Consider the following 19,427-nt stretch of genomic DNA (forward strand, 5'->3'; position numbering starts at 1 on the left):
GCGCTTGGATGCGTCCTCGCCCCGCCGCTGCTGTTCCAGCTCGCGGGCTAGGCTCGGCGGCGGGACCAGGCGCTCCAGGCCGGACTCTAGAGGTGGACTACAACGTCTGCGCCCTCGCGGAGGGACGCGACCAATGCCTCCGCTGCTGCGCCTTCCTTCTGGCCCCTTACCTGCTCCTCAAGAGCGGGCCGTGCCTCGTCGAAGGAGGGGAATTCCGATTCCTGGCCTTCGGGTCCGCCCGCCGCACCCTGCTGTGCCTTGACCTGCTCATACAGCTCCGAAAGCTCCTCTTCGGTGGCCGTGGTCTCGCCGGCCTCCTCCGCGATGAGCTTGTCGACGCCGACCTGGGCTTCCACCTGGGACGTCACTTCTGCTTCATCGATGCCCTGCTCCGCAATGGCGGCGATGACCTCTTCCTTCGACCCAAGCTGGCTCGACTCGATCAATTTTGCCCACGACGCATCGATTTCCTCGGTGGAAGCGGTGATGCCGCGCTTCTCCACCTCCTGGACGAGGAGCTCACTGCCGATGAGGGTGTCGGCCGTTTGGGTTTTCAGTTGTTCCTGATCCACTTCCTCGCCGCTCATCTGCGACTGCGTGGCCACCTGCTGGAACTGGCCCTCATACGACTTCGTGAACTGATCCTTGAGGATCTTCTCCCCGTTGACCTCCGCCACCACGTCGGGAATACCCTCGAGGTCCGGCTCGGGCAGGGCCTCCTGTGCGGCGGCTTCTCCGCCCTCAGCGGCTTCTCCGCTGCCCTCGGCGGGAGCTTCCTGCTGGGTGTCGGATCCTTCCGACGGATTCTCGCTCGCTGCGCTGCAGCCTGCCACTGACACCGATCCGGCGAGAACCAGACCCATCAACCATTGCTTCTTCAACATAATTTTCCTTACCTCTAAACCTTTGATTGCAGCGGATAGCCGTGAACTTGTCGTGGCGACGAATTCGGACGGCTCGCCTGTGCGGATCGCCCCGACCTTCAAGGGCCCGGTGGAAACGTCCGTGATCCCGGACTTCGATCGGCACGCGGGTGCCACGGCTTTTCCCGAAGACACCTACCGACATTAGTTCCTCCACCTTGGAGAAGTCTGGCAAAGGCCAGCAGAGGTGTCCTGCCGGCTGTTTCGGCACATGATTGAATGACCGGATGGATAACGAGAACCTCACACGGGACGAAGCGGCGGTACGGTCGCGGCTCCTTCGGGTCGACGCGTACACCATCGCGCTCGACCTGCGCAACGCGGAGGATCCGCAGGCAACGGGTTTCCGGTCCCGGTGCACCATCACGTTCACCTGCGCCGAACCGGGTTCTTCGACCTTCCTTGATTTTCTCTCCGACGGCGTCGAAGCGGTCGAGCTGAACGGCGTGGAACTGGATGTCGACCCGACCCGCCGGGTAACGCGGATCCAGCTGGACGATCTGCGCGCACACAACACCGTGACGGTGGACGGCACAGCCCGGTACAGCCGCAGCGGTGAGGGTCTGCACCGCTTCGTGGACCCGGCGGACGGCTTGACCTACCTGTACACGCAGTTTGAGCCGGCGGACGCCCGCCGCGTGTTCGCCAATTTCGAGCAGCCCGACCTCAAGGCGTCCTTCACGTTCTCCGTACAGGCGCCGTCGTCGTGGTCGGTCGCATCGAACGCCGTCGTCGGCCGCCGCGAGGACCTCGGCGGGGACGCCACCGCGTGGTACTTCGAACCGACCTCGCGGATCTCCACCTACATCACCACGGTGCTGGCAGGCCCGTACCACCATGTGTCCGGCTCCTGGCACCCCGAGGACGTCACAGCAACTCCGGCGGGCATCGAGCTAGGCCTGTACTGCAGGAAATCACTCGCCGGTTCCTTCGACCCCGAGGAACTCTTCGACATCACACGGCGCGGGCTGACGTTCTTCCACGGCCTGTTCGACTACCCGTACCCATTCGGGAAATATGACCAGGCCTTTGTTCCGGAGTACAACCTCGGTGCCATGGAGAATCCGGGCATGGTCACCTTCACCGAGGATTACGTCTTCCGTTCGGCAGCGACGGCGGCCCAGCATGAGGCCCGGGCGAACACGATTCTGCACGAGATGGCCCACATGTGGTTCGGGGACCTCGTGACCATGGTGTGGTGGGACGATCTCTGGCTCAAGGAGTCGTTCGCCGACTACATGGGCGCGCTCGCCGTCGCCGAAGCCACCCGATGGGACACCTCGTGGATCAGCTTCGCGAACAAGCGCAAGGCGTGGGCGTATGTGCAGGACCAACTGCCGACCACGCATCCCATCGTTGCCGACATTCCGGACCTTGAAGCCGCCAAGCAGAACTTCGACGGCATCACGTATGCCAAGGGCGCCGCAGTGCTGAAGCAGCTCGTCGCCTTCTGCGGCTTCGACGCATTCATCGCCGCATCGCGCAGCTACTTCCGGAAGCACGAGTTCTCCAACACCACGCTCGCCGATTTCCTCGACGCCCTCGCGGACGCGACCGGTGAGGACATGAGCACCTGGGCCCGGCAGTGGCTCCAGACCTCGGGGGTCTCCACCCTGCAAACGGAGAGTACGCTCGACGACGACGGCGCCTACGCGTCCTTCACCGTGCGGCAGGACGCCACCGACCCCGTCACCGGTGAGGAGCGGCCGCGCGCGCACACCGTGCGGCTGGGGCTGTATTCGTACGACACCGCCGGCGACCTCGTCCGCACGGCGTCGGAGCAGGTCACACTCTCCGGGACACTCACCCGCGTTCCTGCGCTGCACGGCGTTCGCCAGGCGGATCTGCTCATTCCGAACGACGACGACCTCACGTACGCGCAACTGCGCTTCGACGAGCGCTCGCAGGCTACCCTGATGGAGGCGGTGGACCGGGTACGGGATCCCCTGGCCAGGGCCACGTGCCTGGCGGCTCTCTGGTCCACCACGCGCGATGCCCACCTCAGCCCGGAGGATTACCTGACGGCCGTGGAGCGTGCGGCGCCACGGGAGACCGGCGTCGGCGTCCTGCAGGTGATTCTCGCGAACGCGCGGACCGCAATCGAGCGGTTGTCCCCTGCCGCAGTGAGGCCGGCGCTCCGGCACCGGTACGCGACCCTGCTGGAGGACGGCCTGACGGCGTCCGGACAGGGCTCCGACCTGCAGCTCGCCTGGGCGCGCGCCCTGGCCGGGGCGGGGCGCAGTTCCGCGGGCCCCACCGTGCTACTCAGGGCGCTGCTCGACGGCACCGCCGTTGTTCCCGGGCTGAAGGTCGACGCCGAGCTGAGATGGATGTTCCTGCAGGCGCTGGCTGCGCACGGACTCACGTCCGTCGATGAGCTCGAAAACGAACTCGCCTCCGACAACACCGCCTTCGGCAGGGTGGGGTTCACCCTAGCGTCCGCTGCCTTTCCGGATCCGGCGGTGAAGCAGGCCGCGTGGCAGGAGGCGATGTTCGGCAACCTGCTCTCCAACGACCTTCTCAGCGCCACGATCGAGGGCTTCACGCTGGGAGGCGTCGGGCTGAGTGCACCCTTCGACACCCGCTACTTCGACTCCATTGCCGATGTATGGCAGCTCCGGGGGATCGAAATGGCGAGCCGGGCAGTGCGCGGACTGTATCCGGGCGGCCACGACCTCGACGGGAGTACGGATGCAGCAGCCCATCCCGCAGTGCGTGCTACCGACCGTTGGCTGGCAGGCACCAGCACTGCTCCACTCGCGCTGCGCCGGATCGTCATTGAAGAGCGGGACCACCTCCTCCGTGCACTACGAGCCCAACAGGCCGCTAGCCCCGCCGGATAAAGGTGCCGGTTAAAGGGAAAGAGCCACGCCGCCGGGCGTGACTCTTCCTCGCTGACCACAGCCGGGCCGGACCCGGTGTGTCCGCCGCAAACCTATTTTTTGGCGCCGAAGCCCTTGAAGCGGGCGTTGAAGCGCTCCACGCGGCCGGCGGAGTCCATGATCCGCTGCTTGCCGGTGTAGAACGGGTGGGACTCGGAAGAGATCTCCACCTCGATGAGCGGGTAGGTGTTGCCGTCCTCCCATTCGATGGTCTTCTTCGAGGTGGCCGTCGACTTCGTCAGGAACGCCTTGTCGGAGGCGAGGTCGCGGAAGACGATCGACTGGTACTTGGGGTGGATATCAGACTTCACAGGAATACCTTCTCTGGTTGCCTGGATTTTGCCAGGCACTGGTGATTGAAAGTTGGATCGGCCGCGGGGACCAACCAGCCATACTACCGCACGCGGGTGGGCTGTGCTAAAGCGGCCTGTCCGTCCCTCCGACGGGCGTCCTGTCCCTGCACTCCCAGAAGGCGACGGCGGCAGCGGCGGCCACATTGAGCGAATCAACGCCCCCGTGCATGGGGATCAGTACCGCAGCATCGGCTGAGGCGAGCGCAGCCTGGGACAAGCCGCCTCCTTCGGTACCGAGCAGCAGGGCAAGCCGACCGTGCCGTTCAGCAGCGAACTCCTCGATTCCCACCGCTCCCGGGGTGAGGGCGAGCGCACCGACCGCAAAACCGGACTCCCGCAGCAGTCCCAGGCCGAGCGGCCAGTCCACCAGACGCGCCCACGGGACCTGGAAGACACTGCCCATGCTGACGCGGATTGCCCTGCGGTAGAGCGGATCGGCACATCCCGGGCTGAGCAGCACGGCGTCGATTCCCAGTGCGGCGGCCGAACGGAACAGTGCCCCGAGGTTGGTGTGGTCCACGATGTCCTCGAGCACCGCCACGCGGGTAGCACCTTCCAGCACCGCCTCCAGATCCCTCGGAGCGGGCCGGTTCATCGCCGCAAGCGCCCCACGATGCAGGTGGAAGCCCGTGATGCCCTCGAGGATGTCCGGGTCACCCACGAACGCCGGCACACCAGGAAACCGCTGGAGAACGTCCTCAACTTCGGGGAGCCACTTTTCGGTGAGCAGGAACGAACGCGGCGTATGTCCGGCCGTAACGGCCCTGCGGAGCACTTTCGGACCCTCGGCAATGTAGAGCCCCGCAGCGGGCTCGGTGCGTCGGCGCAACTGGCTGTCAGTCAGGCCGCGGTAGTCGGTCAGGCGGGAATCGTCCGGGCCCTCAAGCCGAATGCGGGGCATCAGCGGGAATCCGTGACCTGGCGCTGCTTCACCGTGCGACGGCGCTGTACCGGCCGTTGATCCGGCTGACGCTGAGCGGAAGATCGAACGCGGCGCTGAGGTTGTCCTCGGTCAGGACGCCGTCGATCGGGCCGGACGCAACAATCCCGCCCTCACGGAGCAGCATCGCGTGGGTGAAGCCGGGGGGCACTTCCTCGAGGTGATGGGTCACGAGAACCAGGGCCGGTGCCTCCTCATCCCGGGCAAGACCGGTGAGCCTGCGGATCAGGTCCTCCCGGCCTGCGAGGTCGAGGCCCGCGGCAGGTTCGTCGAGCAGGAGCAGCTCCGGATCAGCCATCAGCGCGCGCGCGATCTGAACGCGCTTCCGCTCACCCTCGCTCAGCGAAGCGAACGGCCGGTTCATGAAAGTGGACATGCCCCAGGCATCCAGCAGGCGGAAGGCCCGCCGTTCGTCAAGCCGCTCATACTGTTCACGCCAGCGCCCGGTCACGCCGTAGGAGGCAGTCACCACCACGTTCAGGACGGTTTCGTGTTCGGGGATCTGGGTGGCAAGCGCTGCCGAAGCCAGCCCGATGCGGGGACGCAGTTCGAAGACATCCACCGCCCCCATCACCTCGTCGAGGATTCCCGCGACGCCGCTCGTGGGGTGGATCCGTGCGCCTGCTACCTGCAGGAGGGTCGTCTTCCCGGCACCGTTGGGGCCCATCACCACCCAGCGCTGACCGTCGCGCACCTGCCAGTCGATACTGTCCAGCAGGGTTTTGCCGCCCCGGACGATGCTCACTCCCGCCAGTTCCAGAACGTCACTCATGGGACTAGACACTAGGCTAATAGGCGGGCACTTGGCGAAACCGTGCGGGCGGGACGCATGGGCCCCATCTCGAACGAGCACCCGCCGGAGGAACAATGGACCGCGACTACCGGGTAGTCAGCTATGGCACTGCCCTCACCGGGAGCAGGCTCTTCCGGGTGCGCTCCGCCGTGACCGCCGTCGGCGGGGTCATCACCGGCATCGGGGACGCTTCGGGAATCGGCTATACCGGCCAGGCGCTTTCCGTCACCTATGGCGGGACGGCGGACGGCCTGCGCGCAGCGGTGACCGGAGCATTGCAGCACCAGCCGACGGACAGCGACGGCACCTCCGCTGGCACAGAGGGCGGCGCTCGTGGACATTCCCGCACCACCCTTTCCGTCCCCTGCGACGCCGGCACCGCCGTCGTGCCTGCGCCGGTCTTCGGACCGGGCCGGAAGCTGCTGATCATGGACGTCGATTCGACGCTGATCAAGCAGGAGGTGATCGAACTCCTGGCCGCCTATGCGGGAAAGGAAATCGACGTCGCGGAGGTGACCGAAAGGGCCATGCGCGGCGAGCTCGACTTCGCCGAGAGCCTTCACGCGAGGGTTGCCACCCTGGCCGGACTGCCAGCGTCGGTGATCGACGCGGCGGGCAGGAGTATAGAACTCAGCGAAGGCGCTGAGGTCCTCGTCGATGCCTTTCTCAACGCCGGACACCACGTCGCCGCGGTCTCCGGCGGCTTCACCCAGCTGCTGCGGCCGCTGGCACGGCGTCTGAAGCTCACCTACGCCGGCGCCAACCTGCTTGAGATTGTTGACGGCACGCTCACCGGCCGGGTGACCGGCCCGGTGGTGGACCGCGCCGCCAAGGAGCGCGCTCTCCGGCAGTGGGCCGCCAACGCCGGCATCCCGCTCGAACGGACGATCGCCGTCGGGGACGGCGCCAACGACATCGACATGGTGTCGGCCTCCGGTTTCGGCGTCGCCTTTCGCGCGAAACCTGCGCTTCGGGAGGTGGCGTCCGCCACCGTCGATATGCCGTTCCTCGACGTCGTCCGCCACTTCGCGGGGCTCTGACGCCAGTCCCCCGACGACTGCGCGTCCCCCGGCAGGTCAGCTCTTGGCGATGAAGTCCTGTGCTCCCCCCACATATTCGGTGTGGCCGGAGGGAACGTCTGCGGTCACGATCCGGACGATCTCCGCGGCGAATTCGGACACCGAATAGAGCCGGCCTGCCTCCTCGCGGCGTGCCTCGATGGCGCCGGGGGTGGCGCGGTCGAGGAGCGTGGCAGTAACCGTTCCCTCGATCATGTCGCCCGACACCACGACCAGGGAGATGCCCTTCGCCTCCAGCTCCGGAATGAGAGCGCGCAGGGCATCCTCACCCGCGCGTTTGCTCCGGGCCACGGGCTCGTAGGCTTCCATGGTTTCGACAGTGTTGATGAAGTGCGCCTGATGGCTGGTGATGAACACGATGCGCGAGCCTGCCGGCATTACGTCCGCTGCCGCCTTCACCATGGAGACCTGCGCATCCCGGTTGAGTTTCAGCGCGTAGTCCTCGCCCATGGTGGTTTCCATCCCACCGGAAGCGTTGAGGACCAGCAGGTTCAGCACCCCGAAGTTCTCCCGTGCCGCAGCGATCAACGCTGCCGCGCCGTCCGGAGCCGTGAGGTCCGCACCGACTGCAACGGCTTTCCCCCCGCCGGCTTCGATTGCCGCCACCACCTTGCTGGCCCGCGGCGCCTTCTGGCGGTAGTTCACCACCACGGCGGCGCCCTCCGCCGCCAGGAGCTGGGCGACGTCGGCCCCGATCCCCCGTGATGACCCTGTGACGATTGCTCCTGTGCCGTTCAACGTACCCATGTGTTGTTCCTTTTCCGGATTTCTGCGAAGTCTTTCAGCGGGTCGTACGAATGTATTGCCCGGCGGGTGTCGTGCCCGGCCTCTCCTGGGCGGGCGCCCTAATGGCCCATGCCGAGGCCGCCGTCAACGGGGATCACGGCTCCCGAGATATAGGAGGCATCGTTGCCTGCGATCCAGGTGACCACCTTCGCCACCTCCTCGGGGGACGCGAACCTTCCCGCGGGGATGGTGGCGAGGTAGTTCTTCCGCGTGTCCTCGGGCAGCGCCGCCGTCATGTCGGTGTCGACGAAGCCGGGAGCCACGACGTTGGCGGTGATTCCGCGGGAGCCGAGTTCCCGGGTCAGCGACCGCGCGATTCCCACCAGCCCGGCCTTCGACGCGGAGTAGTTGATCTGGCCGGGCGCTCCATACAGCGCCGTCACCGACGAGATCAGCACGACACGTCCTCTACGGAGCCGCATCATCCCCTTGGAGGCGCGCTGGACGACGCGGAACGCCCCTGTGAGGTTGGTGTCGACGACGTCGGTGAAGTCCGTCTCACTCATGCGCAGCAGGAGCGTGTCCCGCGTGATGCCTGCATTCGCGACGAGCACCTCGACGGGGCCGTGGGCGGCCTCCACCTCCGTGAAGGCCGCATCGATCTGCTCCATGCTGGTGACGTCGGCCCGAACCCCGAGCATTCCCGCGGGTACCTCTCCGCTCCGGTAGGTAACCGCGACCCTGTCACCACCGGCGAGGAACGCCTGCGCGATGGCGAGGCCGATGCCACGGTTGCCGCCCGTCACCAGGACGCTCCGTCCTGCCTGAGTCTCCGTGCTCTGGTTTTCCGCCTGCACCAGGCCCTCCGCTTTTCCGGGACACATTGTGCCCACCTAGACGTTGTCAAAGTATCCCGTCGATCCTAGCGGCGAGCCTCCCAACTTTAACAAAGGGGCCCGCGGTGAGACAATAGATGCAGTCCCTACGGAGTGTGATGAGTAAGCAAACAAGGCAGCGTAAGCACGGCCCGGATGTCCACAGTATCTCCGATGCACGCGAGTCCCACAGCGACGAGATGCGCTCACGGATGATCAAGTATTCGATTTCGATGGGAATCCGGCTCGTCTGTTTCGTCCTCGTGTTCGTTGTCGAGGGCTGGCTCCAGTGGGTCATGATCGCCGGGGCGGTCTTCCTGCCCTACTTCGCCGTGATCTTCGCCAACGGCGGCAGCGATACCAGTGATATCCGCCACAGCGATGCCCTTCTGGACCGTGCGCCGGTGCGCGAAATCGAAGCTCGGGTGAGTGATGCTGAACCGAATTCCCGGGACGACGTCCTGTCCGGTGAGATCGTCGACGAGGAACATTCGCGGCATGCCTGAACGCGTGGCTTTCAGCGTTCTCGACTCTCTTGACGGAGGGCTTCAGGGCCCGGTATCCGGCCGGGCCGTCTGTTCGAGGAAAGGCTGCCGGGCCGACGCCGGCTGGCGGCTGCTCTGGAACAACCCGCGCATTCACCCGCCCGAGCGCCGCAAGACCTGGGTGTCCTGCCGGGAGCACGTCGAGTGGTTCGAGGAGTACCTGCAGACGCGCGGGCTGTGGAAGGAAACACTGCCACTGGCCGCAGGGACACCGGGAGCAGGCGCCCCGGTCGAGGGAATGCCCGGCACCGGCCCCTCCGGCACCGCGCCCCAACCGGAGGGACGGTAGGTGTACCGTTTCCTTCTTTCGCCGCGCTGGCTGGGGTGGTTGTTGCTCGTGGTTCTTCTCGCTGCCGCCTGCGTGGGACTCGGCAACTGGCAGATGGAGCGCAGGGAACTCGCCGTTGCCGAGATCGAGCGGATCGTGGCGAACTACGAGGGAACCCCGGTGCCCTACAGCGCCGGAACCAGCTCTTTCGCCTCCTACTCGGCCGACCGCGAGTGGACGCCGGTCGTTCTGAAGGGTGAATATGACACCGCCAACCAGGTCATCGTGCGGAACCGTCCCCTCAACGGCCAACCGGGCTACGAGGTACTGACACCCCTCCGGCTCGACGACGGGACGGCCGTCATCATCAACCGGGGCTGGCTGCCGATCGGCAACGACCGAGCCGGCAGACCCGACGCCGTACCGGCGCCGTCCGACGGCGACGTGACCGTGATCGCGCGCGTCCGGCCCGGCGAGCCCGCGGTGGACCGCGGCGCTCCCGACGGCCAAATCGCATCGATCGACCTCCCCGGCTACGCAGAACGGCTCGACTATCCGGTCCAGACCGACGCTTACGGCCTGATGGCCTCCGAGAGCCCGGCCGCAGCCGTCGCTCCGGTCCAGTTCCCCAAACCCTCGGTGAACGAGGGACCCCACCTTTCCTACTCGATGCAGTGGTTCGCGTTCGGCGTTCTCCTGTTCGTCGGACTCGGCTACGCCGCGCGCCAGCAGCGCCGCCTCAACGCCGAGGAGGACAGGAACGCCGGCGAGGCCGACCCGGCGGAAAATGCCGTATTCGGACGCGACCCTGCCGGACCCTATCCTTCCGGCCACGACGGACCTCGCGCCGGGGCGGATCCACGCATCTCCCGCCGGGCGGCACGGCGCAGACCCACCTCCGAGGAAGAGGAAGACGCCATCCTCGATGCGCGGGGTATCTCATAGGCCCGCCGCCGATGAAACTGGCGAGCCGAACCTGGGCGCCGGCCGTACGTTGCCGGACGACCGGCGGTCGGGGTGGACAGTACCCCCCCTGCGGTCTGACACGGTGGAAGCATGGATGATCCCCTCGCCGCATCGCTGCCCGTCATCGCCGTCATCGCGGCGGTGGTAGCCGCCGTCGTCCTGGCCTGGCTGATCCGGCGCGTAGTCGCCCGCGGGCTCCGTAACGTCCCGGACATCGAAGGCGTCTCGCGACGTGCCCGGACACCCCTTCGCGCCGTCCTGAGCATCACCGCGATCCGGATGGCGCTCGGCGCTACAGCAGGCGACATGCCATGGTTCGGGCCGGTGAACTACCTTCTGGTGCTGGCCCTCATAGCCGCCCTGGCCTGGCTTGCAGCGATGCTGCTCCTGCTGATCGAAGCGGTGCTGCTGAGGAAATACGGCAGCGAAACGAAGGATCGCCGACGGATGAGCCGGCTGAAGACGCAGATCATGCTGGCGCGGCGCGTCGGTGTCGCGGTGATCATCACCCTGGCGGCGGCCACCGTGCTGCTCACGATCGACGAGGTACGCGCGGTCGGCGCCGGCATCATCGCCTCCGCCGGCCTCCTCTCCGTCGTGGCCGGGCTGGCCGTGCAGAGTTCGCTCAGCAACGTCTTCGCCGGGGTGCAGCTCGCCTTCACTGATGCCATCCGGGTGGATGACGTGGTGGTCGTCGAGGACAAGATGGGCACCATCGAGGAGATCACCATGACGTACGTGGTGGTGCAGGTCTGGGATGAGCGCCGGCTGATCCTGCCGTCCACCTACTTCACCACCACCCCCTTCGAGAACTGGACGCGGCGGCGATCCGAGCTGTTGGGAACCGTGGAGATGGACCTGGACTGGCGCGCTCCCATCGACGCGATGCGCGGACACCTGCGCGCCGTCCTCGAGGGGACCGATCTATGGGACGGCCGTACCGCCACACTGCAGGTCACTGAAGCCGTGAACGGCCTCATGCGGGCCCGCGTGCTCATCAGCGCGGCGGACAGCGGAGCGATCTGGGATCTGCAGTGCCTGGTCCGCGAGGCAATGGTGGTCTTCCTGCAGGACGGCTACCCGGACGCGCTGCCCCGGCAGCGGTGGGAAGCAGTGCAGACGGCCCCGCCGGCCGAGCCGGACACGACGGACAGCGACGGCGCGGCACGCCGGATGGCCGACGCACGGCTGTTCAGCGGCTCGCCCGAGGCAGACCGCAGAGGGCGCGCCCTGACCGGGCCCGGCGAGGAGGTGTTCGAGGAGCGGAAGGCCCTGCGGAACTCCAGCTGAACGGCCCCGCTGGGCGGACGCGACTACGCGAGCGTGACCAGTTCCAGGTAGTCCTCGTTCCAGAGGTCCTCCACGCCGTCGGGCAGCAGGACCACGCGTTCAGGGTTCAGGGCATCCACGGCGCCCTCGTCGTGGCTCACCATGACCACTGCTCCGGAGTAGTTCCGCAGCGCGCCAAGGATCTCCGCGCGGCTCGCCGGGTCCAGGTTGTTGGTCGGTTCGTCAAGCAGCAGGACATTGGCCGACGACGCCACGATCGTCGCCAGCGCCAGCCGGGTCTTTTCTCCGCCTGAGAGCACCCCGGCCGGCTTGTCGACATCGTCGCCCGAGAACAGGAACGAACCGAGGATGCCGCGCACCTCGGCGTCCTGCATGTCGGGAGCCGAGGATTTCATGTTCTGCAGGACAGTGCGTTCGGTGTCGAGCGTCTCGTGCTCCTGGGCGTAGTAGCCCACCTTGAGCCCGTGCCCGGGGATCACTTTCCCCGTGTCGGGCGCATCCACTCCTGCGAGCATCCTCAGCAGGGTCGTCTTGCCGGCGCCGTTCAGGCCGAGGATGACCACCTTCGATCCGCGGTCGATCGCGAGGTCGACGTCGGTGAAGATCTCGAGTGAGCCGTAGGACTTGCTCAGTCCCTCAGCCGTCATCGGGGTCTTGCCGCACGGGGAGGGATCAGGGAACCGCAGCGCTGCCACGCGGTCGTTCGCCCGCACCGCATCGAGACCGCCGAGCAGTCGCTCCGCGCGCTTGGCCATGTTCTGCGCCGCAACGGCCTTGGTGGCCTTCGCGCGCATCTTGTTGGCCTGGTCCATCAGGACCTGGGCCTTCTTCTCCGCATTGGCGCGCTCACGCTTCCGCGCACGCTCGTCGGTTTCACGCTGCTGCTGGTAACGCTTCCAGCCCATGTTGTAGATGTCGATCGTGGCCCGGTTGGCATCGAGCTGGAACACCTTGTTCACCGTCGCCTCGAGCAGCTCGACGTCGTGGCTGATCACGATCAGACCGCCCTGGTGGTTCTTCAGGAACTCGCGAAGCCACGTGATGGAATCGGCGTCGAGGTGGTTGGTGGGCTCATCGAGGAGCATCGTCTCCGCCCCCGAGTAGAGGATCCTCGCGAGCTCGACACGCCGCCGCTGACCGCCCGAAAGCGTTTTGAGCGGCTGGTTGAGGATGCGCTCGGGCAAAGCCAGGTTCGAGGAGATCGCTGCTGCCTCGGCTTCTGCTGCGTACCCACCGCCGGCCAGGAAAGCCGACTCGATGCGGTCGTACCGGGCCATGGCCTTGTCGCGGACCGACACCACCTCGCTGGCCATGTCCTCCTGCGCCTGCCGGAGCTCGGTCACGACGGTATCCAGATTGCGCGCGGACAGGATACGGTCGCGGGCGAGCTGGTCCATGTTCGGTGTCCGTGGATCCTGCGGGAGGTAACCGATCTCCCCGGCCCGCGTGACCGTTCCCCCGGCAGGGAGCGACTCGCCCGCAAGGACACGCGTCAGAGTGGTCTTGCCGGCGCCGTTGCGCCCCACAAGGCCGATCTTGTCGCCGCGGTCGATCCGGAAGGACACCGACTCCATGAGCAACCGGGCTCCAGCACGCAGCTCCAAGTTCGATACGGTAATCAAATCCGTGGCCTTTCGGTGTTGCCGCACAGGGCAATTGTTGTGGAAACCCTACAAAGGATTCCGGGAAATCCGGCGCTATTGTCGGACAGAAGCGGGATCTGATGGAGATGCCCTACAGTCCCTCGGCGGTTCGCCGGTATCCAAAAGGAAAATTCACCATGCACCCCACCCGACAAACGATCATCGGGCCGGCCGGGAAGTCCAGCTGGCATTCACGAAAACGGTGGACATCCACCGACCTGTCATTGATTGCAGTCTTCGCTGCACTCATTGCCGCCTTGGCAATCCTACCCGGTATACCGATCGGCTCGCTCGGGGTGCCCATCACGCTGCAGACCTTGGGGGTTGTGCTCGCCGGGCTCGTCCTCGGACCGACCCGCGGTTTCGCGGCGGTCGGGCTGTATCTGGTTGCCGGGCTGGCCGGGCTGCCCGTGTTCAGCGGGTTCCGCAGCGGCTTTGGAGTATTGGCGGGGCCCTCGGCCGGCTACCTTCTTGCTTTCCCCTTCGCGGCACTCCTCGCGGGGTTCCTCGCTGTCCTGATCCTCCGCCGGGCCGCGCGATTCCGGTGGATCGGCCTGTTCCTTGCGGGCCTGACAGCCAGCCTTCTGACGGTTCATCCCCTCGGTATTGCAGGGCTCGTCATCAACGGCGGGCTCGAGGTGCAGGCTGCTGTACTGGCGGACGCGGTGTTCCTTCCCGGCGATGTCGTCAAGAATGCCCTCGCTGCGGGCATCGCTCTGTCCGTCCACCGAGCGTTCCCGAGGCTGCTGGCCCCGGCGCGCCGTCCGAAGGCCGGTGCCTCCTCCTGACCAGGCAGGACGGAGTGCGAGCCACGGCAGGGTTCGAACCATGGCAGTACCCGACCCATGTCCGGGTCCGACCATGACCGGATCCACCCATGACCGGATCCACCCATGACCGGATCCACCCATGACCGGGATCCACCCGTGATTGAATTCGACCGGGTGGCTGTCCGCGTCCCCGCCGACGCCGGCACTGTCGACGCCGGCACTGTCGATGCCCGTGCTGTCGACGCCGGCGACGGGCAACGCGCTATCCTCCACGGCCTCACCCTGTCGCTGACCGAACCGCGGATTGCCATCATCGGTGCCAACGGGTCGGGGAAATCGACCCTGCTCAAGCTGATCAACGGTCTTGTCCTGCCGTCGTCGGGCTCGGTGACCAGTGCCGGGCTGGACACCCGGCATCGCGGCCGTGATGTGCGGCGCCGGGTCGGGTTCATCTTCACCGACCCGCTGTCCCAGCTCGTCATGCCCACCGGACGCGAGGATGTGGAACTGTCCCTTCGGGGCCGCATTCGACGGCCGGCGGAGCGGAGGTTCGCGGCAGTGGAGGTGCTGGAACGGTTCGGGATCGCCGACCTCGCGGACCGCAGCATCTACGACCTGTCCGGCGGGGAACGGCAACTGCTCGCCATCGCCGTCGTTGCAGCCGTGGAACCGTCGATCCTGGTAGCGGACGAGCCCACCACCCTGCTTGACCTCCGTAACGAGAATCGAGTCCGCGAGACCCTGCGCGGAGTGGCCGACCAGCTCATCTTCACCACGCACAACCTCTCCTTTGCGCTCGACAGCGACCGATGCCTGGTGGTGGACGGAGGGCGCGTCGCCTTCGACGGCGCACCGCCGGACGCCGTCACCTTCTACCGACGCCTGTGCGCAGCATGAGGGGGCACGGAAACCTCCTCGGGCTGTATGTTCCCGGCAACTCGGCGCTGCATCGCACTCCCCTGTGGCTCAAGGTCCTTCTGTCCGTCCTCCTCAGCACGGCAGTGCTCGCCGCCAGGGCTCCGGAAGCTACTGCCGCAGGGCTGGCCGTGGTGACGCTGGCGCTCACGATCGGCGCGCACACGCCAGCCGTGCAGCTCGGGAAGACCGTGCTGCCGCTTCTTCCCGTACTCGGCCTGCTGCTCGCCTACCAGGGCTTCACAAACGGCCCTGTGCCGGCCTTCGTGACCGCGGGGAACATCCTGGTCTGCGTGCTGGCAGCGCGCGTCCTCACCCTGACGACACCGGGCCAGGAACTCCTCGACGGCGTGGTGTTCGTTGCCCGTCCGGTGAGGGCCGTGGGAGGAGACCCTGAACGGTTCGGACTGGCGCTGTCCATCCTGATGCGCAGCATCCCCTACCTGGCGGGTTCGCTGCTGGACGTCCGGGATGCTGCACGAGCCCGCGGACTCGAGCGCAGCGTGCGCGCCACAGTGGTCCCGGTGGTCGTCAGTGCCGTGGCCTATGCGCACCGTACCGGAGAGGCCCTGGCCGCCCGGGGGCTCGGCGAGGATGACCGCCCGACGCCGGGGGCGTAAGGGACGGTGTCGGCATCGGTCGCCGACGTTGTGGACGAGGATGACAGGGGGTTGTAGGGTCAGGAGGTTGAAGTTCTGCCCCCCACCTGGTCGCGCACCAGAATGTAAGGATCTCCCTGCCGGTGAAGGTTCGTCCACGTGGTGCCAGTGCCCGGCGCCTGTCGGGGATAGTAATATCCCGGCTCCCGCTGCAGGCGCTTTCCCTCCGGCTTGACCGAAGTTTTGCCTGGATCAGGGCCCATCTCGCGCCCAGACACCCCGCCCAGTTCATTGTGCTCGGGTTTGCCGCAGCGATCCTTGCCGGCACCGCGCTTCTGACGCTGCCGGCGGCCAGGGCCGGCGCTGGAGGTGCCACCATCCTCGAGGCACTTTTCACTGCGACGTCCGCGGTGTGCGTGACCGGGCTGATCATCGTGGACACCCCCGTGTACTGGACTCCCCTCGGTCATGGAATCATCCTGGGACTCATCCAGCTCGGAGGGTTCGGCATCATGTCCTTCGCTTCCCTGCTGGGAGTGCTCCTGGCCCGCAGGCTCGGTCTCCGGTCGCGCCTCACCGCCGCAGCGGAGACGAGGAGCGCAGGGTTCGGCGACGTGCGGCGCGTACTGCTCGGCGTCCTGAAACTCAGCCTCCTCGTCGAGGCGGTCACCGCCCTCAGCCTCGCAGCGCGCTTTGAACTCGCCTATGGCTACTCCCCGGCGGAATCGGCCTGGTTGGGCATCTTCCACTCGGTGTCCTCCTTCAACAATGCCGGTTTCGCGCTGTTCAGTGACAGTCTCATCCAGTTCGCCAGTGACCCGTGGGTCTGTGTTCCAGTGGCCCTGGCTGTCATCATCGGTGGTCTGGGCTTCCCCGTGCTCTTCGAACTCCGGCGGGAATTCCGCCGGCCCCTCCACTGGTCCATGAACACCAATCTTGTTCTCAGCGGCACGGCGGTTCTTCTGGTGGGTGGCGGTGTCTTCATCACCGCTGTCGAATGGTCCAACCCCGGCACGCTCGGCCCCATGAACCCGGCCGGGAAAATCCATGCCGGCTTCTTCCAGTCCGTCATGACACGTACCGCCGGGTTCAACAGCGTGGACTTCGCCGAACTCCATCCGGTGACCTGGCTGGCCATGGACGTGCTCATGTTCATCGGAGGCGGCCCGGCCGGCACCGCCGGCGGCCTGAAGGTCACCACCTTCGGCGTTCTGTTCTTCATCCTTTACACGGAGATCCGCGGAGGGCCCGCGGTCAACATCTTCGGCAAGCGGCTCTCACGGGCCGTGCACCGCCAGGCCATCACCATTGTTCTGCTCGCCGTGACCGTGGTCGTCGGATCCACCATGTTCCTGATGCTGATCACCGACTTCGGGCTGGACCGATTGCTGTTCGAGGTGGTTTCCGCATTCGGCACCGTGGGCCTATCCACCGGAATCACCGCACAGTTGCCTCCGGTGGGGCAGATCCTCCTGGTGATCGTGATGTTCATGGGCAGGCTCGGGCCCATCACCCTGGCATCCGCACTGGCGCTGCGCTCGAAACCCATCCTGTATGAGTACCCGAAGGAAAGGCCCCTCATTGGCTAAGACGAACCTCTTCTCCCCCAAGAGCATGGATCGGATCGCGGAAGCGGACTCGGTTGCGGTCATCGGACTGGGCCGGTTCGGCGGCGCCCTCGCCCGCGAACTGGTCGCTGCCGGCACCGAAGTGCTCGGGATCGACTCCGATGAGGACGTGGTGCAGTCCTTCAACGGCGCGCTGACCCATGTGGTCCGCGCCGACTCCACGAAGGAGGACGCCCTCCGCCAGCTCTCAGTGCATGAATTCGACCGCGTCGTCGTGGGAATCGGCAGCAACCTTGAGGCGAGCATCCTGACGACCTCGATCCTGCTGCGGTTCGAGAAACCCACCCTCTGGGCGAAGGCAACCAGCGAACCGCACGCGGAGATCTTGCGTCAGCTCGGCGTCAGGAACGTGGTCCAACCTGATCAGGACATGGGAAAGCGCGTCGCCCACCTGGTTCGCGGAACCATGCTGGACTACGTCGAGTTCGAGGACAACTTCGCCATGGTGAAGACCCATCCCCCGCGTGAGACCTGGGATCGGGAGCTCGGCACCACCAGGATCCGCGCGAAATACGGTGTCACCGTCGTGGCCGTGAAACGCACCCACGGGCAGTGGGACTACACGACCAACGAAACCACGCTCTACAACGACGACGAGATTATCGTCGCAGGGCCCACCGCCAAGGCAGAAGCATTCAGTGCCCTGATCTAGCCAGGACTCCTGCCGGGACGGGCCTACCGATCACCGGATGGAGGGTCCCGGTACACAGGCTGGGACCCTCCTGGGCTCAAAGCGCGGTAGCGACCTGCGCCGCGGTTGTCTCCTTCACCGGGAAGGCCGGTGGATGGACGCCTGCCATCTCCTCCATGACCCGCACTACCTGGCAGCTGTAGCCGAACTCGTTGTCGTACCAGACATAGAGCACGAGGAACGTCCCGTCCGCGATCGTCGCCAGGCCGTCGACGATCCCGGCGCGGCGCGAGCCGACGAAGTCCGTGGAGACGACCTCGGGAGAGTCGATGTAGTCGATCTGCTTGCGCAGGTCGGAGTGCAGCGACATCTCGCGCAGATGGGCGTTCACCTCGTCCTTCGTCGTGGCGTAGCGCAGCGTGAGGTTCAGGATGGCGATGGACACGTCCGGCGTGGGAACCCGGATGGAACTTCCGGTCAGCTTGCCTTCCAGTTCCGGGAGTGCCTTGGCAACGGCCTTCGCCGCGCCCGTCTCCGTGAGGACCATGTTCAGGGCCGCTGAGCGGCCCCGTCGGTCCCCGCGGTGAAAATTGTCGATGAGGTTCTGGTCGTTGGTGAAGGAGTGCACTGTCTCCACATGCCCGTGCACCACTCCGAAACGGTCATTGAGAGCCTTCAGTACCGGAGCAATGGCGTTCGTCGTGCAGGACGCAGCGGTGACGATGGTGTCCGCCTCCGTGATCGTGCCGTGATTGATGCCATGCACGATGTTCTTGAGCGAGCCCTTCCCGGGAGCCGTGAGCAGGACCTTCGCGACGCCGGCGCTGCGCAGGTGCTGGGACAGGCCGTCGGCGTCGCGCCAGCGGCCTGTGTTGTCCACCACAAGGGCATCGGAGATTCCGTACGCGGTGTAGTCGATGGTCGAGGGATCATCCGAGTAGATGACCTGGATGTGGACGCCGTTCGCGGTGATGGTTCCCGCCTCCTCATCCACCTGGATGGTTCCCTCGAAGGAACCATGCACGGAGTCCCGGCGGAGGAGGCTCGCGCGCTTCGCGAGGTCGTTGTCGGACCCGCGCCGGACCACCACGGCGCGCAGCCGCAGCCCGTGTCCGCCGCCGGCCTTTTCGATGAGCAGCCGGGCAAGGAGGCGCCCGATCCGCCCGAACCCGTAGAGCACGACGTCGGTGCTCGTCCTTTCGTCCCGGCCGCCCTTTCCCACGATGTCGGCGAGTTCTTCGCGGACGAACTCCTCAAGGGTGCGGCCCTCGTTCTCGAGGTCGAATTGTAGGCGCAGCCGGGCGATGTCGATCGCTGCCGCACCGAGGTCCAGGTCGGTGAGGATCCTGAGCAGGGGGACGGTGTCCTCCAGACGGAGCTCCTCGGTGCTGAGGCGCCGGGCGAAACGGTGTGCCTTGAGGATGTTCATCGTCGATTTGTTGATCAAGCTGCGGCCATGGATGCTCGTCACCACGTTGTTGTTCCGGTACAAATGGCCGATCAGGGGGATCATGGCCTCGGCCAGTGCCTCTCGGCTCATCCAGGTTTCCAGGCTCGTGCTCGGATTGTGGTGCGTCAACTGCATCCCTCACTGTGCCGGG

At 66.3% G+C, this 19,427-nt stretch carries 19 protein-coding genes; 11 read left to right on the plus strand and 8 right to left on the minus strand.

Features of this window, described 5'->3' with window-relative positions; translation table 11 throughout:
• Nucleotides 1-86: 86 nt before the first annotated feature.
• On the minus strand, nt 87-884 hold the full coding sequence (locus Y704_RS0112930) for a SurA N-terminal domain-containing protein (protein ID WP_026550427.1): 798 nt from the start codon (nt 882-884) through the stop codon (nt 87-89).
• Between the two features lie 266 nt (nt 885-1,150).
• Between Y704_RS0112930 and pepN the strand changes: the two genes are divergently transcribed.
• Nucleotides 1,151-3,766, plus strand: a complete 2,616-nt coding sequence (gene pepN, locus Y704_RS0112940; protein ID WP_026550428.1) for an aminopeptidase N — start codon at nt 1,151-1,153, stop codon at nt 3,764-3,766.
• 92 nt (nt 3,767-3,858) lie between these two features.
• Here pepN and Y704_RS0112945 read toward each other — a convergent pair whose 3' ends face one another.
• The 3 genes from Y704_RS0112945 to Y704_RS0112955 all read right to left on the minus strand — a co-directional run bounded on the left by Y704_RS0112945 (nt 3,859) and on the right by Y704_RS0112955 (nt 5,870).
• Nucleotides 3,859-4,116, minus strand: coding sequence for a type B 50S ribosomal protein L31 (locus tag Y704_RS0112945; protein WP_026550429.1), 258 nt, complete (start codon nt 4,114-4,116; stop codon nt 3,859-3,861).
• 106 nt (nt 4,117-4,222) lie between these two features.
• Nucleotides 4,223-5,059: a TrmH family RNA methyltransferase gene (locus tag Y704_RS0112950; protein WP_026550430.1), complete on the minus strand. Its 837-nt coding sequence runs from the start codon at nt 5,057-5,059 to the stop codon at nt 4,223-4,225.
• A gap of 28 nt (nt 5,060-5,087) precedes the next feature.
• Nucleotides 5,088-5,870 (minus strand): ABC transporter ATP-binding protein, encoded by a 783-nt coding sequence (locus Y704_RS0112955; protein ID WP_026550431.1) that lies wholly within the window; start codon nt 5,868-5,870, stop codon nt 5,088-5,090.
• Between the two features lie 95 nt (nt 5,871-5,965).
• Between Y704_RS0112955 and serB the strand changes: the two genes are divergently transcribed.
• Complete coding sequence (serB, locus tag Y704_RS0112960) at nt 5,966-6,931, plus strand: phosphoserine phosphatase SerB (RefSeq protein ID WP_026550432.1); 966 nt, start codon at nt 5,966-5,968, stop codon at nt 6,929-6,931.
• A 36-nt stretch (nt 6,932-6,967) separates the two neighbouring features.
• Here the strand turns inward: serB and Y704_RS0112965 are convergent, their stop codons facing one another.
• Both Y704_RS0112965 and fabG read right to left on the minus strand, forming a co-directional pair.
• Entirely contained in the window at nt 6,968-7,717 is a 750-nt protein-coding gene (locus Y704_RS0112965) for an SDR family oxidoreductase (RefSeq protein WP_026550433.1), read from the minus strand.
• 98 nt (nt 7,718-7,815) lie between these two features.
• On the minus strand, nt 7,816-8,580 hold the full coding sequence (fabG, locus tag Y704_RS0112970; RefSeq protein WP_081747639.1) for a 3-oxoacyl-ACP reductase FabG: 765 nt from the start codon (nt 8,578-8,580) through the stop codon (nt 7,816-7,818).
• A gap of 110 nt (nt 8,581-8,690) precedes the next feature.
• Here fabG and Y704_RS0112975 point away from each other — a divergent pair, with 110 nt between their 5' ends.
• The 4 genes from Y704_RS0112975 (at nt 8,691) to Y704_RS0112990 (ending at nt 11,640) form a co-directional block, all read left to right on the plus strand.
• A complete protein-coding gene (locus Y704_RS0112975; RefSeq protein ID WP_026550435.1) occupies nt 8,691-9,077 on the plus strand; it encodes a DUF3099 domain-containing protein in 387 nt (128 codons plus the stop codon).
• Nucleotides 9,070-9,405, plus strand: a complete 336-nt coding sequence (locus tag Y704_RS21175; RefSeq protein WP_253904328.1) for a hypothetical protein — start codon at nt 9,070-9,072, stop codon at nt 9,403-9,405. The genes Y704_RS0112975 and Y704_RS21175 overlap by 8 nt, the downstream gene beginning before the upstream one ends.
• A complete protein-coding gene (locus Y704_RS0112985; protein WP_026550436.1) occupies nt 9,406-10,329 on the plus strand; it encodes an SURF1 family cytochrome oxidase biogenesis protein in 924 nt (307 codons plus the stop codon).
• Nucleotides 10,330-10,440: 111 nt separating this feature from the next.
• Nucleotides 10,441-11,640: a mechanosensitive ion channel family protein gene (locus Y704_RS0112990; protein ID WP_026550437.1), complete on the plus strand. Its 1,200-nt coding sequence runs from the start codon at nt 10,441-10,443 to the stop codon at nt 11,638-11,640.
• A gap of 23 nt (nt 11,641-11,663) precedes the next feature.
• Here Y704_RS0112990 and Y704_RS0112995 read toward each other — a convergent pair whose 3' ends face one another.
• A complete protein-coding gene (locus Y704_RS0112995) occupies nt 11,664-13,262 on the minus strand; it encodes an ABC-F family ATP-binding cassette domain-containing protein (RefSeq protein WP_026550438.1) in 1,599 nt (532 codons plus the stop codon).
• Between the two features lie 278 nt (nt 13,263-13,540).
• Here Y704_RS0112995 and Y704_RS0113000 point away from each other — a divergent pair, with 278 nt between their 5' ends.
• From Y704_RS0113000 to Y704_RS0113020, 5 genes are all read left to right on the plus strand, one after another.
• Complete coding sequence (locus tag Y704_RS0113000) at nt 13,541-14,071, plus strand: biotin transporter BioY (protein ID WP_253904329.1); 531 nt, start codon at nt 13,541-13,543, stop codon at nt 14,069-14,071.
• A 246-nt stretch (nt 14,072-14,317) separates the two neighbouring features.
• The gene (locus tag Y704_RS21180; RefSeq protein WP_253904335.1) at nt 14,318-14,950 is read left to right on the plus strand and encodes an energy-coupling factor ABC transporter ATP-binding protein; all 633 of its coding nucleotides are present in this window, start codon (nt 14,318-14,320) and stop codon (nt 14,948-14,950) included.
• Nucleotides 14,947-15,588, plus strand: a complete 642-nt coding sequence (locus Y704_RS0113010) for a CbiQ family ECF transporter T component (protein ID WP_026550440.1) — start codon at nt 14,947-14,949, stop codon at nt 15,586-15,588. Before Y704_RS21180 ends, Y704_RS0113010 begins: the two co-directional genes overlap by 4 nt.
• 230 nt (nt 15,589-15,818) lie before the next feature.
• Nucleotides 15,819-17,156, plus strand: a complete 1,338-nt coding sequence (locus Y704_RS0113015) for a TrkH family potassium uptake protein (protein ID WP_026550441.1) — start codon at nt 15,819-15,821, stop codon at nt 17,154-17,156.
• A complete protein-coding gene (locus Y704_RS0113020) occupies nt 17,149-17,847 on the plus strand; it encodes a potassium channel family protein (RefSeq protein ID WP_026550442.1) in 699 nt (232 codons plus the stop codon). The genes Y704_RS0113015 and Y704_RS0113020 overlap by 8 nt, the downstream gene beginning before the upstream one ends.
• A 76-nt stretch (nt 17,848-17,923) precedes the next feature.
• Here Y704_RS0113020 and Y704_RS0113025 read toward each other — a convergent pair whose 3' ends face one another.
• Entirely contained in the window at nt 17,924-19,411 is a 1,488-nt protein-coding gene (locus Y704_RS0113025) for a glyceraldehyde-3-phosphate dehydrogenase (RefSeq protein ID WP_081747641.1), read from the minus strand.
• Between the last annotated feature and the right edge of the window lie 16 nt (nt 19,412-19,427).

This window comes from Arthrobacter sp. Br18, from assembly GCF_000520555.1.
In the GTDB taxonomy this organism is placed as follows: Bacteria; Actinomycetota; Actinomycetes; order Actinomycetales; family Micrococcaceae; genus Arthrobacter_D.